Below are 14455 nucleotides of genomic sequence, written 5' to 3'. Positions count from 1 at the left end.
AAATGGGTCTTGGAAGACGCCACCTGTGTTGCAGGTTTCGGCGGTCTGACTTCGTAATACTCCAAAACCCGTGACAGAAAAAAGCACTTTGACGCTTTTTTGAAGTTTATTTTGCAAAGTGACGAAAAGCCCTTGGCGGACTGCCCTGCCCCCGTTAGAGTCGGAAGTCCGCCTGCATCGAATTCTGCAAAAAATTCACCCCAAGCCCAATGTTTCCGGGCTCTTGCCGTTTTTCAGCGAAACGCGTCCTGACAGTCTTCCCAGCCGATGCCGCTTTGCGCGGTTTGCGTGATCAGCCACGGCAACGCGGTCTTCACCGCATCCTGCTTCATGTTGAAATTGATCACCCCGTGCCGCCACAGCAGCATCAGGGTCAGCACCCGCTGCGCGCTCGGAGCGCCCTTGAGCTTGCCGGCGCCGTCCTGGGCATCGATGTCCCACAGTGCCACTTGCAGGCCCTGACTGTTGAAGAAACCCCGGGCATCGCTGCGACGCTGCCCTTCCGGTGGACGGAACAGCGGCACATAGTTCTCCGGCAGTTTGTTCTTGACCAGATCGGCACTGCGCCGCACCGAATCCTGCCAGTCCTGCCAATGGCTGTGAGAGCGGAACTCCCAGCCCTGCACGCCGACGCACTGCTGCGAAAACGCCGCTTGCAGGCTGCTGACGGAACGGTCGGCCAGCCGCGCCTGAACATCTTTGCCCAACATGAAGAACGTGCCGCTCAGGTTCGACTTGCGCATGTACTCGGCGAGCCAGTCGGTGTTGTCCGGTTGCAGGTTGGCGGCACTGTCGAAACTCAGCAGAAACAAGCGATCGTGCATGTCGTCGCCGTTGCGCTCGTAGTCTCCGAAATGATCGAGTTCGCTGCTGGTCTGCGGCGACAGCGCAGCCTTGCGCATCAGTTCATCGAGGTATTGCAGATGAAAGATCCGGCTCGGTTCGGCCCACTTGGTGTAATAGCTTTCGTCGCTGACCACGAATTTGGCCGCCTGCTCGCGCAGGGTCGGCAAGTCTTCGACGAGGAAGCAGAACGAAGCGTCCTGATCGCAGCTTTGCTGGGCGAAGTTGTAATTGGCGAGCAGACGCTGCCACAGGCGCTCGCGCAGGCTGTTGATCGCATCCAGATTGACCGTGCGCAGCCCCAGACGCTGGGCCAGCGCCGCTTCGTCCAGCGCTTCGGTGCCGAGCAGGCCGCGGGCGAACATCAGGATTTCCGCCCGCGAGGCGACGTCGAACAGGGTCGGATTGTCGAGTTTTTCCGGCCAGGTGCTGCGATCCAGCGTCGCGATATCGCCCGGCGCCGCAACGGCACCGACGCTCAACAGCCACGCGGTGAAAAAAAGAACAATGCGCAAAGGGTGTCTCCATAACAAAACCCGCGCCGCACTATAGCCGATCCGGCTGGCAAACCGCCGATCACCTATGGACGCGATAGCTGGAGTCATCCGCCCCAACCCCCTAGAATCGCCCCCACGATTAAAGGAGACGACTTCATGCTGATGGTGATTTCCCCCGCCAAGACCCTCGACTACGAAACACCGCCGGCGACCCAGCGCTTCACCCAGCCGCAATACCTCGACCATTCCCAGGAACTGATCCAGCAACTGCGCGAGCTGAGCCCGGCGCAGATCAGCGAACTGATGCACGTGTCCGACAAGATCGGCGGCCTCAACGCCGCGCGTTTCGGCAGCTGGACACCAGCGTTCACGCCGGAAAACGCCAAACAGGCACTGCTGGCTTTCAAGGGCGACGTCTACACCGGACTCGACGCCCAGAGCTTCAGCGAAGCCGATTTCGATTACGCGCAACAGCACCTGCGCATGCTCTCCGGCCTCTACGGCCTGCTGCGTCCGCTCGACCTGATGCAGCCGTATCGCCTGGAAATGGGCACCAAACTGGCCAACGCCCGGGGCAAAGACTTGTACGCCTTCTGGGGCACGCGCATCAGCGAGTGGCTGAGCGAAGCGCTGGCCGATCAGGGCGATGACGTGCTGTTGAACCTGGCATCCAACGAGTACTTCTCGGCGGTCAAGCGCACGGCCCTGAACGCGCGGATCATCAACACCGAATTCAAGGATCAGAAGAACGGCCAATACAAGATCATCAGCTTCTACGCGAAAAAGGCCCGAGGCCTGATGAGCCGTTTCGTGATCCAGGAAAAAATCAACGATCCGGCCCTGCTCAAACAGTTCGATGTGCAGGGTTATCGCTTCAGCGCCGAGCAATCGAAACCGGATAATCTGGTGTTTCTACGCGATCACGCTCCCGAATAAAGCATGCCTAATGCACGACTCTTTATATGAAGAGTCGTGCAGCTCGCACGATGTCAAAAATCCCTCGCCACATTTCGCCATTTTACTGGCGCCAGAAAAACCTCCCTGCCTTTTCTAAGATTAGTTTCACTCGACACTGATCATTTTTTTCAGTAGTGGCACCTAAATTTTTTCACCGTAGTGGCACAAAACTATCTAACGTGATTTTTCGCCTGTTATTAAAGGTCGAAAACGAAATTGCTATCAAATTGATACTGGTGCCATCTCTGACAATATTTCAAGAAATTTCAGATTTCGCGATGAGCGGACAGGAACTTCGTCCGAATGCATAGCTCATACCACCGGTAACGATTCTCGCCGAGTTTGTACGAGATAACTTACGCGGAGCAGATAGCCATGTAACCAAGTTGTCACAGCAACTTGCCTAGATGACTAACTAGTCTCAAATCAGACGATGGACAGGAGATACGCACCATTAATATCCCCTACAAAGGCCATGGCCGCGCCCTTATAAACGTGCTCGCCTGAGCACCCAACCGCTTGATTTACGGGACTTTAATCCTGACATCGAGCGCGCAAGACGATTGCACAAGAGTCTTCTCCAAAGAAGATCGGCTGCATAACAGGGCACGTCATAACAACAAGGCCTGGTTACGCACATCTTGAGTGCACTTATTTAGACACTCGAAACTTAGTATGCCTGCACACGGCATTGTGGCGCCTGTATGCCGCACTTTCGAGTGCACTAATGAACGCTGAACACCATTAACTCCGGCCCTCTAAGGCCTGATATATACAGAGGTAATTGCGATGCGCATCAGCATATTTGGTTTGGGTTACGTTGGCGCAGTATGTGCCGGTTGCCTGTCTGCACGGGGCCATGACGTGGTTGGCGTCGATGTTGCCAAAGACAAGATCGACATGATCAACGCTGGCAAATCTCCCATTGTCGAACCGGGTCTGGGCGAGTTGCTGGCACAAGGTATCCAGACCGGTCGTCTGCGCGGCACAACCAACTTCGCCGAGGCGATTCGCGACACTGACCTGTCGATGATCTGCGTCGGCACGCCGAGCAAGAAGAACGGCGACCTGGAACTGAACTACATCGAAGCGGTGTGCCGCGAGATCGGTTTTGTCCTGCGTGAAAAAACCACCCGTCACACCATCGTCGTACGCAGCACCGTTCTGCCGGGCACCGTGGCAAACGTTGTCATCCCGATCCTCGAAGACTGCTCCGGCAAAAAAGCCGGCGTTGATTTCGGTGTCGCCGTGAACCCTGAGTTCCTGCGTGAATCCACCGCGATCGCCGACTACGACCTGCCACCGATGACCGTCATCGGCGAGTTCGACAAGGCGTCGGGCGACGTTCTGCAATCGCTGTACGAAGAACTCGACGCACCGATCATCCGCAAGGACATCGCTGTCGCCGAGATGATCAAGTACACCTGCAACGTCTGGCACGCGACCAAAGTGACCTTCGCCAACGAGATCGGCAACATCGCCAAAGCGGTCGGCGTCGATGGCCGCGAAGTGATGGACGTGGTCTGCCAGGACAAGACCCTCAACCTGTCCCAGTACTACATGCGCCCTGGCTTCGCCTTCGGCGGCTCGTGCCTGCCGAAAGACGTGCGCGCCCTGACCTACCGCGCCGGTTCCCTGGACGTCGAAGCGCCGCTGCTCAACTCGCTGATGCGCAGCAACGAATCGCAAGTGCAGAACGCCTTCGACATCGTTGAAAGCCACGACAAACGCAAAGTCGCCCTGCTCGGTCTGAGCTTCAAGGCCGGCACCGACGACCTGCGCGAAAGCCCGCTGGTGGAACTGGCCGAAATGCTGATCGGCAAGGGTTACGACCTGAGCATCTACGACAGCAACGTCCAGTACGCCCGTGTCCACGGCGCGAACAAGGACTACATCGAGTCGAAGATCCCGCACGTGTCGTCCCTGCTCAACGCGGACTTCGATTCGGTGATCGACAACTCCGACGTGATCATCCTCGGCAACCGCGACGAGAAGTTCCGCGCCCTCGCCGAAGAGGCGCCGCACGGCAAGCAGGTGATCGACCTGGTGGGCTTCATGTCCAAGGCCACCAGCGCCGGTAGCCGCACCGAAGGGATCTGCTGGTAACGCAGCAGCAAGCCTCGAGCTTCAGGCCGCACGCCGTGAATCGGCGGGCGGCTTGAAGCCCCCATCACCTTCGGATGACGGTCATGTCCAAGCTCAAACATTTTTTTCTGCAATCCGCCGGCTGGCTTTTGTTTCTGAGCCTGCTGATGGGCCTGGCCCTGATGCTGCCCACGTCCACGTTCGACTCCGAGTCGAAGGACTTCATTTTCCTGATTGGCGCCGTAGGTATCTGGCGCTACTCGATGGGTGCCACGCACTTTGTGCGCGGCATGATTTTTCTCTACATCGTCTACCCGCACCTGCGCCGCAAGGTTCGCAAGCTGGGTAAAGCGGCGGACCCGTCGCATGTGTTTCTGATGGTCACCAGTTTTCGCATCGACGCGTTGACCACCGCGCAGGTTTACAGCTCGGTGATCCGCGAAGCCATCGACTGCGAACTGCCGACCACCGTGGTCTGCTCCATCGTCGAAATGTCCGATGAGCTGCTGGTCAAGGCACTGTGGGCACGGATGAATCCGCCAGAACGCGTGAAGCTCGACTTCGTGCGCATCCCCGGCACCGGCAAGCGCGATGGTCTGGCGTTTGGTTTCCGCGCGATCTCCCGCCACCTGCCGGACGACCGCGCCGTGGTGGCCGTGATCGATGGCGACACCGTGCTCGGCGAAGGCGTAGTGCGCAAAACCGTGCCGTGGTTCCAGATGTTCGGCAACGTCGGCGGCCTGACCACCAACGAATTCTGCGAAGTGCGCGGCGGCTACATCATGAGCGAATGGCACAAGCTGCGTTTCGCCCAGCGCCACATCAACATGTGCTCGATGGCCCTGTCCAAACGCGTGCTGACCATGACCGGGCGCATGTCGGTGTTCCGCGCCACCGTGGTCACCAACCCGGAATTCATCGCCGACGTTGAAAGCGACTCGCTGCAACACTGGCGCCTGGGCCGTTTCAAATTCCTGACCGGCGACGACAAGTCGAGCTGGTTCAGCCTGATGCGCCTGGGCTACGACACCTTCTACGTGCCGGACGCCGCGATCAACACCGTTGAACACCCGCCGGAAAAGAGCTTCATCAAGGCCAGCCGCAAACTGATGTTCCGTTGGTACGGCAACAACCTGCGCCAGAACTCCCGAGCGCTGGGCCTGGGTGTAAAACGCCTCGGCGCCTTCACCTCGGTGGTGCTGTTCGACCAGCGCGTATCGATGTGGACATCCTTGCTCGGCCTGACCGTGGCAATCATCGCCAGCTTCAAGTACGGCACCGCGTTCATCCTGGTTTACCTGCTGTGGATCGGCATCACCCGTCTGATTCTGACGCTGCTGCTGTCCTGCTCCGGCCACCGGATCGGCCCGGCTTACCCGGCAATTCTCTATTACAACCAGATCGTCGGCGCGCTGGTGAAGATCTACGTGTTCTTCCGCCTCGACCAACAATCCTGGACCCGACAACCCACTTCCCTGACCCGTGATCTCGCCAGCTTTCAACGTTGGTTCAACACCTGGTCGTCTCGGACCATGACCTTCTCCGCCGGCAGCATTTTCGTCGCCGTGCTGCTGATGATGGTCTGACCCGCCCCCTCTTGAATTAACAAGGAAATCGCCCCTATGAATACCGCCGTCAACGTCAACGTAGTGCATGAATCCGAAGCCCAGCGCCAGCACGCCCGGGTCAAAATCCCGGCCAAGCTGCGGTTCTTCGGCCCTGACCGGACGCCCGTCGAGGCGCGGGTCATCGACCTGTCTGCCGGTGGCCTGGCGTTCAATGCCGGTCAACTGCCGCTGACCGTCGGCGAGGTGTACAAGGCGCGTCTGCAATTCGTCATCGACAACCTCGGCCTGGCCATGGACGTGGAGCTGCAGGTGCGCTCCTTCGACCGCCAGACCGGTCGTGCCGGTTGCCAGTTCCAGAACCTCGAGCCGCAGGACATTTCCACCCTGCGCCACCTGATCACTTCGCACCTGGCCGGCGACATCGTCAGCATCGGTGAAGTGCTGGCGACCCTGCAGCGCGACAACTTCACCAAGGCGCGCAAGGTCAAGGACGGCGACTCCGGCATGACCCCGTTCGGGCGTCTGAAAGCGGTGACCTTCAGCGCCGGTATCTTCGCGGTCGGCCTGGTGGCGGCGGGTTTCATTTTCAAATCGGTGTACAGCATGTACTTCGTCAGCCATGCGCAGGCCGGTCTGGTCAGCGTGCCGGGGATGAACATCACCATGCCGCGCGACGGCACCGTGCAGAGCCTGGTGAAGTCCGACGGCGTCGCCGCAAAGGGCGCACCGCTGGCGACGTTCAGCACCAGCATGCTCGACGTACTCAAGGGCCATCTGGAAGAAGATCAACTGTCTCCGGCCAAGGTTGAAGAACTGTTCGGCAAGCAAATGACCGGCACCCTGACCTCGCCGTGCGATTGCACCGTGGCCCAGCAACTGGTGGCTGACGGTCAATACGCGAGCAAAGGTGACGTGATCTTCTCGCTGGTACCGCGCAACACCCAGGCCACCGTCGATGCACGCTTCTCCTATCGCCAGTTCGGCGACGTGCGTCCGGGCACCCCGGTGAGCTTCCAGATCGCCGGCGAAGACAAGACCCGCACCGGCAAGATTGTCAGCAGCACCAGCCTGAAAAGCGCTGACCTGTCCTCCGACATCCGTGTGCAGATCCAGCCTGACGAGCCGCTGGACAGCCGCTTTGCCGGCCGCCCGGTGGAAGTCAACAGCGACCGTGGTCCGAACCTGAACTGGCTGATCGACAAAGCCATGGCTGCCGGTCTTTAAGTCGAGGACATGCCCGTGACGAGCCCTATCAGAATCCTGCCGGTCCCGCTGACGCTGGCCATGGCAATCGCCCTGGCCGGTTGCGCCGGCCTGCCCGACCAGCGTCTGGCCAACGAAGCGCTCAAGCGCGGTGACACCGCGACCGCCGCGCAGAACTACCGTGCGCTGGCCGACCTGGGTTACAGCGAAGCCCAGGTGGGCCTCGCCGATATCCAGGTCGACAGCCGCGACCCGGAACAAATGAAACAGGCCGAAGCCACCTACCGCGCAGCCGCCAGTGTTTCGCCGCGTGCCCAGGCCCGACTCGGTCGTCTGCTGGTGGCCAAGCCCGGCTCCACCGAGGCCGAGCATCAGGAAGCCGAAAGCCTGCTGAAGAAAGCCGCCGCCAGTGGCGAAGGCAACACGCTGATCCCGCTCGCGATGCTGTACCTGCAATACCCGCACAGCTTCCCGAACATCAACGCTCAGCAGCAGATCGATCAGTGGCGCAAATCCGGTTACCCGGAAGCCGGTCTCGCCCAGGTGCTGCTGTATCGCACCCAGGGCACTTACGACCAGCATCTGGATGACGTGGAAAAGATCTGCAAGGCCGCGCTCAACACTACCGACATCTGCTACGTCGAGCTGGCCACGGTCTACCAGAAACGTGGCGCGCCGGAGCAACAGGCCGAGCTGATCAAGCAGCTGCAGGCCGGTTACAGCCGCGGCACCGTCAGTGCTCAGCGGGTGGATTCGGTGGCCCGTGTGCTGGCCGATTCGACCCTGGGCAAGACCGACGAAAAAACCGCGCAGTCGCTGCTCGAGCCGATCGCGCCGGGCTACCCGGCGTCGTGGGTCACCCTCGCACAACTGCTGTATGACTTCCCGGAACTGGGCGACACCGACCAGATGATGAAGTACCTGGACAACGGCCGCGCCGCCGACCAGCCCCGCGCCGAACTGTTGCTGGGCAAGCTCTACTACGAAGGCAAACTGGTCCCGGCCGACGCGAAAGTTGCCGAGGAACATTTCCAGAAAGCCGTCGGCCGTGAAGTCGCCGCCGACTACTACCTCGGCCAGATCTACCGCCGTGGCTACCTGGGCAAGGTCTATCCGCAGAAGGCCCTCGACCATCTGCTGACCGCTGCGCGCAACGGCCAGAACAGCGCCGACTTCGCCATCGCCCAGCTGTTTTCCCAAGGCAAGGGCACCAAGCCCGACCCGCTCAACGCCTACGTGTTCAGCCAGTTGGCCAAGGCGCAAAACACTCCGCAAGCCGATGAGCTGGCGACCGCCCTCGCCGCGCAACTGCCGCCCGAGCGCCTGGCCGAAGCCCAGCGCCTGCTGCAACAGGAACAGGCGACCCGTGGCGCCCTGAGCCAGAACACGCTGCAACTGCACGCCCTGCAAGAAGAAGACGGCGAGGAAAAATTATGAAATTGAATCCCTTTGTGAAGGCCGGCATTGGCCTCACGTTCGCGCTGATCTGGTCTTGCCCGACCCTGGCCGCGATGACTGAATCGAAGAACTTCGGCCTCGAAGTGAAAATCACCGGCCAGTCCGAAGACGACCGCGACCTCGGCACCGCCAGCGGCGGCGACGTCAACGGCCTCGGCCTCGACCTGCGTCCGTGGGTCTACGGCGAAAGCGGCGCGTGGAGCGCCTACGCCATGGGCCAGGCCGTGACCTCGACCGACATCATCGAGACCGACACCCTGCAGCAGTCCGACAGCGAAGGCACCCAGACCACCGACAACGGCGACCGCAAGACCAAGAAAAACTACCTGGCGATGCGCGAGTTCTGGGTCGGTTACAGCGGCCTGACGCCCTACCCCGGCGAGATCCTCAAGTTCGGTCGCCAGCGTCTGCGCAACGACGACGGTCAGTGGCGCGACACCAACATCGAAGCGCTGAACTGGACCTTCGACACCACCCTGCTGCGCGCCAACGCCGGTGTTGCCGAACGCTTCAGCGAATACCGCACCGACCTCAAGGAGCTGGCGCCGAAAGACAAGGATCGCCTGCACGCCTACGCCGACGCCGCTTACCAGTGGACACCGGGCAACTGGGTCGGCATTCGCGGCCACCACACCCATGACGACGGCAAGCTCGACTATCCGGAGCCGGGCGTGGCCGGCGATTCGCTGGACAAGAAAGAAAACGGCGACATCCGCTGGCTCGGCCTGACCGCCGACAGCGACGCCTACAACTGGCGCAACACCAACACCGTCAACTACTGGGGCAGCATCACCGGCATGAGCGGCGACCGTGACACGGTCAACGCCCTCAACGCCGATGGCACCCGCCCTGCACAGGCCAAGCGCAGCGACAACGTCGACGGCTGGGCCACCGACATCGGTGTGCGCCTGCGCCTCGATCCGCAGTGGCAGGTCGGTGCGGCGTACGCCCGTGCCAGCGCCGATTACGAACAGAACGGCCTGGAAAGCAACCGCTCGAACTACACCGGTACTCGCTCCCGCGTTCACCGTTTCGGCGAGGCGTTCCGTGGCGAAATGAACAACATGCAGACCGCCACCCTGTTCGGTTCGTGGATGCTCAACGACCAGTACGACGCCAGCCTGATCTACCACAAGTTCTGGCGTGTGGACGGCAACAAGCCGGTGGGCAGCAACGGCATCAACGCCGTGGAAAACAACACCGACGACGTCACCGGCGCGATCCTCTCCAGCACCTCGCTGCCACTGCAGGACGGCAACAAGGATCTGGGCCAGGAAATGGATCTGGTGGTCACCAAGTACTTCAAGCAAGGCTTGCTGCCGGCGGCGCTGAGCCAGTCGATCGACGAGCCTTCGGCGCTGGTGCGTTTCCGTGGCGGCGTGTTCAAGCCGGGTGATGCCTATGGCAGCCAGGTCGATTCGTATATGCACCGCGCGTTCATCGACGTGATCTGGCGCTTCTGATGCTGACCGCCAAGGGAGTGCCCGACATGAACAGTGCCCGCAAAGGCTCACTCAGCCTGCTGGCCGGCGCGATGCTGCTGGCCTCGGCCGGCGCCTTCGCCAGTGTGGAACCGGCCAAACCCGCGACCACCGCGAAGGAACTGCAACAGGCCAAGACCTACACCGTCAGCAGCGCGCCGACCGAAGCGCTGGAACTGGCCAAGCCGAAATTGCCCGACCTCTCCGGCTATACCGCCGAAGCCGCCGCCGCGAAAATCGTGCGCAGCAAACCGGGCAAGATCAGCGTACGCCGGATGATGCAGGAAGACGCCCTGAAGGACTTCATCGGCGGCGACAACAAGATGGCCGAATGGGTGGTGCGTCAGCACGGCATCCCGCAGGCGATCTTCGTCGACGACGGCTACATGAACCTGAAAGAGCTGGCGCAGAAACTGCCAAAACAGTACTTCAGCGAAACCTCGCCGGGCGTCTATCTGGCCAAGCTGCCGATCGTGGTCGGCCGCAAAGGCATCCTCGAAATCGACGGCCAGACCCAGGAGTTGCGCCTGTCCCAGGAGGCCGGTTCGTTCCTGGTCAACGACGGCCAGTTGTTCGTGCGTGACACCAAGGTCACCGGCTGGCGCGAGAAGGAAAACGGCCCGGCAACCTTCCGTTCGCCGAAGGAATTCCGCCCGTTCCTGCTGGCCTGGGGCGGCACCGAGACTTACATCGTCAACAGCAAGATGGCCAGCTTCGGCTATGCCAACAGTAAGTCATACGGCGTGAGTATTTCCCAGTACACGCCGAACATGGCCAAGGTGCTCAAGCGTCCCGAGCCGACCGGCTGGATCGTCGGCTCCGAGTTCTCGGACATGTGGTACGGCTTCTACTGCTACGAGACCCGCGACTTCGTGGTCAAGGGCAACACCTACAAGGACAACATCGTCTACGGCATCGACCCGCACGACCGTTCCCACGGTCTGATCATTGCCGAGAACACGGTGTACGGCACGAAGAAGAAGCACGGGATCATCATTTCCCGTGAGGTCAACGACAGCTTCATCTTCAACAACAAAAGCTACGACAACCACCTCTCGGGGCTGGTGATCGACCGTAACAGCGTCAACAACATCATTGCCTACAACGAGATCTACAAGAACCACACGGACGGCATCACCCTCTACGAGTCCGCCGACAACCTGCTGTGGGGCAACAAGGTCATCAGCAACAAGCGCCACGGCATCCGCATTCGTAACAGCGTGAACATCCGCCTCTACGAAAACGTCGCCATGGCCAACGGCCTGACCGGCGTCTACGGGCACATCAAGGACCTGACCGACACCGACCGTGACATCAAGCTCGACCCGTTCGACGCCCAGGTCTCGCTGATCGTGGTCGGCGGTGAACTGGCGGCCAATGGCAGCGGCCCGCTGTCGATCGATTCGCCCCTGAGTGTCGAGCTGTATCGCGTGTCGATGCTGGCGCCGACCAAATCCAGCGGCATCAGCTTCAACGGCATCCTCGGCGAGCGCCAGGATGAAATTCTCGACCTGCTGGTGCGCCAGCAGAAAGCCGTGCTGATCGACCCTGTCGAACGCCAGACCGAATTGCAGGACTGAGGATAATTTTATGCACCCACACCTGATCAAATTACTCAGCCTGTCGGCCCTGACCGTGGGCATCCTGGCGGCCAGCAACGGCGCCCGCGCCGATGAAGTCCAGCCGCCGAAATTCACGGCCGAACCTTGCTGCAGTCTGTGCCCGGCCGCCCACGACGCGAAGAACTACACCACCCGCTATCAGCAGAACTTCACCACTCTGGTGCAGGCGCAGGGCGACTGGCTGTTCCGGACCCAGGAAGATTTGCGCACCGAGTTCAACACCACCCCGGCCGGCTACAAACGCCTGCAACAGCTGCACGATGCGTTCAAGGCCAAAGGCGTCGAACTGGTGATCGTCTACCAGCCGACCCGTGGCCTGGTGAACCGCAACAAGCTCAACCCGGCGGAAAAAGCCGCGTTCGATTACGAGAAAGCGCTGGGCAACTACAAGAACATGCTCGGCCGTTTCGCCAAGATGGGTTACGTGGTGCCGGACCTCTCGCCGCTGACCAACGAATCGCTGCCGGAGACCCTGCCCGCCCACGATTTCTACTTCCGCGGCGACCAGCACTGGACCCCGTACGGCGCCCAGCGCACGGCGAAAATCGTCGCCGAGAAGGTCAAGCAGATTCCGGCCTTCGCCGACATTCCCAAGCGTGAGTTCGAAACCAAACGCTCCGGGCGCATGGGCAAGACCGGCACCCTGCACAACATGGCCGGGCAACTGTGCGGCACCAGTTACGCGATCCAGTACATGGACCAGTTCACCACCGAGCCGAAAGGCGAGGCCGGTGACGGCGACCTGTTCGGTGATTCCGGCAATCCGCAGATCACCCTCGTGGGGACTTCGCACAGCGGCAAGAACTACAACTTCGCCGGGTTCCTCGAAGAAGCCATCGGCGCGGACATTCTCAACGTCGCGTTCCCCGGCGGCGGTCTGGAAGGTTCGATGCTGCAGTACCTGGGCAGCGACGAATTCCAGAAGACGCCGCCGAAAATCCTCATCTGGGAATTCTCGCCGCTGTACCGCCTCGACCAGGAAACCATCTATCGCCAGATGATGTCCCTGCTCGACAACGGCTGCGAAGGCAAAGACGCGCAAATGTCCGCGAGCACCACGCTCAAGCCGGGCAGCAAACAAGAACTGCTGGTCAACAGCAAGAACCTGAACCTGCAGAACAGCAGTCATCAGGTCGACATCCGCTTCGCCGACACCTCGGTGAAAACCCTGCAAGCCACCCTCTGGTACATGAACGGTCGCCACGAGGACATCAAGATCGAGAAACCGGAAACCTCCGACACCGACGGTCGTTTCGCCTTTGAGCTGCGCACGGACGAAGACTGGGCCTCGCAAAACCTGCTGGCGGTCGAAGTCCAGGGCCCGGAAGCGGGCACCGCGCCACAGAAAGTCGAAGCGAAAATCTGCAAACGCAACGTATTCCCGGGCGCTGGGCCACAAACCGCTCAGGTCGGGCAATGAGGTCTGCTATGCGAAATCCGAAACTGAAAACTCTTCTGGCGCCGACGCTGCTCGGGCTGGCGATCTTCGCCGGCACCGCGCAGGCCGCCGCGCCACTGCGTCCTCCTCAGGGCTACTTTGCGCCTGTGGATAAATTCAAGACCGGCGACAAGAGCGAAGGCTGCGACGCGATGCCGGCGCCCTACACCGGGCCGCTGCAATTTCGCAGCAAATACGAAGGCTCGGACAAGGCCCGCGCGACGCTGAACGTGCAGTCTGAAAAAGCCTTTCGCGACACCACCAAAGACATCACCACACTTGAGCGCGGCACTGCCAAACGGGTGATGCAGTTCATGCGCGACGGTCGCCCGGAGCAGCTCGATTGCACGCTGAACTGGCTCACCGCGTGGGCCAAGGCCGATGCGTTGATGTCGAAGGATTTCAACCACACCGGCAAGTCGATGCGCAAATGGGCGCTGGGCAGCATGGCCTCTTCGTACATTCGCCTGAAGTTCTCCGATTCCCATCCGCTGGCCCAGCATCAGCAAGAGGCACAGTTGATCGAGGCCTGGTTCAGCAAAATGGCCGATCAGGTGGTCAGCGACTGGGACAACCTGCCGCTGGAAAAAACCAACAACCATTCGTACTGGGCAGCCTGGTCGGTGATGGCGACAGCGGTCGCGACCAACCGCCGCGACCTGTTCGATTGGGCAGTCAAGGAATACAAGGTCGGCGTCAATCAGATCGATGCCGACGGCTATCTGCCGAACGAACTCAAGCGCCAGCAACGCGCCCTCGCCTATCACAACTACGCCCTGCCGCCGCTGGCGATGATCGCCAGTTTCGCCCAGGTCAACGGTGTGGATCTGCGTCAGGAAAACAACGGCGCGCTGAAACGTCTGGGTGACCGGGTGCTGGCCGGGGTGAAAGACCCGGATCAGTTCGAGAAGAAGAACGGCAAAGAGCAGGACATGACCGACCTGAAACAGGACATGAAATTCGCCTGGCTGGAACCGTTCTGCACCCTCTACACCTGTTCGCCGGATGTGATCGAGAAGAAGCACGGGATGCAGCCGTTCAAGACCTTCCGCCTCGGCGGCGACCTGACCAAGGTCTACGACCCTTCGCACGAGAAAGGTAACAAGGGCAGTTAGTCGCTGATCGGCTGATCGTTCCCACGCTCTGCGTGGGAATGCAGCCCGGGACGCTCCGCGTCCCAAAGCGTGACGCAGAGCGTCACAAGAGGCATTCCCACGCAGAGCGTGGGAACGATCGCAGGACTGTTTCACCCCTCCAACACCACGGGGGGTTTGGGGGGGCTTTGGCCCTTGACTGTTGGTTC

General features: G+C 60.7%; 10 protein-coding genes. 9 read left to right on the top strand and 1 reads right to left on the bottom strand.

Translation table 11 applies throughout. From position 1 onward, the window contains the following. Positions 1 to 233: 233 nt before the first annotated feature. Positions 234 to 1358 (bottom strand): polysaccharide deacetylase family protein, encoded by a 1125-nt coding sequence (locus tag K5E37_RS06865; protein ID WP_221533434.1) that lies wholly within the window; start codon positions 1356 to 1358, stop codon positions 234 to 236. 138 nt (positions 1359 to 1496) lie between these two features. Between K5E37_RS06865 and yaaA the strand changes: the two genes are divergently transcribed. From yaaA to K5E37_RS06820, 9 genes are all read left to right on the top strand, one after another. Further along, complete coding sequence (gene yaaA, locus K5E37_RS06860; protein WP_221533433.1) at positions 1497 to 2276, top strand: peroxide stress protein YaaA; 780 nt, start codon at positions 1497 to 1499, stop codon at positions 2274 to 2276. An 810-nt stretch (positions 2277 to 3086) separates the two neighbouring features. Continuing rightward, positions 3087 to 4403 carry a nucleotide sugar dehydrogenase gene (locus tag K5E37_RS06855; RefSeq protein WP_221533432.1) on the top strand — a complete coding sequence of 439 codons (1317 nt, stop codon included), beginning with the start codon at positions 3087 to 3089 and terminating at the stop codon, positions 4401 to 4403. 83 nt (positions 4404 to 4486) lie between these two features. Next, positions 4487 to 5968, top strand: a complete 1482-nt coding sequence (gene alg8, locus K5E37_RS06850) for a mannuronan synthase (RefSeq protein WP_221533431.1) — start codon at positions 4487 to 4489, stop codon at positions 5966 to 5968. A gap of 36 nt (positions 5969 to 6004) precedes the next feature. Then, positions 6005 to 7174, top strand: coding sequence for an alginate biosynthesis protein Alg44 (locus K5E37_RS06845; protein WP_221533430.1), 1170 nt, complete (start codon positions 6005 to 6007; stop codon positions 7172 to 7174). 9 nt (positions 7175 to 7183) lie between these two features. After that, positions 7184 to 8590, top strand: a complete 1407-nt coding sequence (gene algK, locus K5E37_RS06840; protein ID WP_221533429.1) for an alginate biosynthesis TPR repeat lipoprotein AlgK — start codon at positions 7184 to 7186, stop codon at positions 8588 to 8590. Then, on the top strand, positions 8587 to 10074 hold the full coding sequence (locus K5E37_RS06835; protein WP_221533428.1) for an alginate export family protein: 1488 nt from the start codon (positions 8587 to 8589) through the stop codon (positions 10072 to 10074). Before algK ends, K5E37_RS06835 begins: the two co-directional genes overlap by 4 nt. A gap of 26 nt (positions 10075 to 10100) precedes the next feature. After that, entirely contained in the window at positions 10101 to 11672 is a 1572-nt protein-coding gene (gene algG, locus K5E37_RS06830) for a mannuronan 5-epimerase AlgG (protein ID WP_011332555.1), read from the top strand. Between the two features lie 10 nt (positions 11673 to 11682). Continuing rightward, on the top strand, positions 11683 to 13134 hold the full coding sequence (locus K5E37_RS06825) for an alginate O-acetyltransferase (RefSeq protein ID WP_221533427.1): 1452 nt from the start codon (positions 11683 to 11685) through the stop codon (positions 13132 to 13134). Between the two features lie 8 nt (positions 13135 to 13142). Next, entirely contained in the window at positions 13143 to 14267 is a 1125-nt protein-coding gene (locus K5E37_RS06820; protein WP_221533426.1) for a mannuronate-specific alginate lyase, read from the top strand. Positions 14268 to 14455: the final 188 nt, after the last annotated feature.

This window comes from Pseudomonas sp. RIT778, assembly GCF_019718735.1.
Classification (GTDB): Bacteria; Pseudomonadota; Gammaproteobacteria; order Pseudomonadales; family Pseudomonadaceae; genus Aquipseudomonas; species Aquipseudomonas aphyarum.
This window is presented reverse-complemented; position numbering and strand designations above follow the sequence as displayed.

Coding starts and splice junctions, on each gene's coding strand:
- yaaA (WP_221533433.1), top strand. CDS start 1,497: ATGCTGATGGTGATTTCCCCCGCCAAGACCCTCGACTACGAAACACCG.
- K5E37_RS06855 (WP_221533432.1), top strand. CDS start 3,087: ATGCGCATCAGCATATTTGGTTTGGGTTACGTTGGCGCAGTATGTGCC.
- alg8 (WP_221533431.1), top strand. CDS start 4,487: ATGTCCAAGCTCAAACATTTTTTTCTGCAATCCGCCGGCTGGCTTTTG.
- K5E37_RS06845 (WP_221533430.1), top strand. CDS start 6,005: ATGAATACCGCCGTCAACGTCAACGTAGTGCATGAATCCGAAGCCCAG.
- algK (WP_221533429.1), top strand. CDS start 7,184: ATGCCCGTGACGAGCCCTATCAGAATCCTGCCGGTCCCGCTGACGCTG.
- K5E37_RS06835 (WP_221533428.1), top strand. CDS start 8,587: ATGAAATTGAATCCCTTTGTGAAGGCCGGCATTGGCCTCACGTTCGCG.
- algG (WP_011332555.1), top strand. CDS start 10,101: ATGAACAGTGCCCGCAAAGGCTCACTCAGCCTGCTGGCCGGCGCGATG.
- K5E37_RS06825 (WP_221533427.1), top strand. CDS start 11,683: ATGCACCCACACCTGATCAAATTACTCAGCCTGTCGGCCCTGACCGTG.
- K5E37_RS06820 (WP_221533426.1), top strand. CDS start 13,143: ATGCGAAATCCGAAACTGAAAACTCTTCTGGCGCCGACGCTGCTCGGG.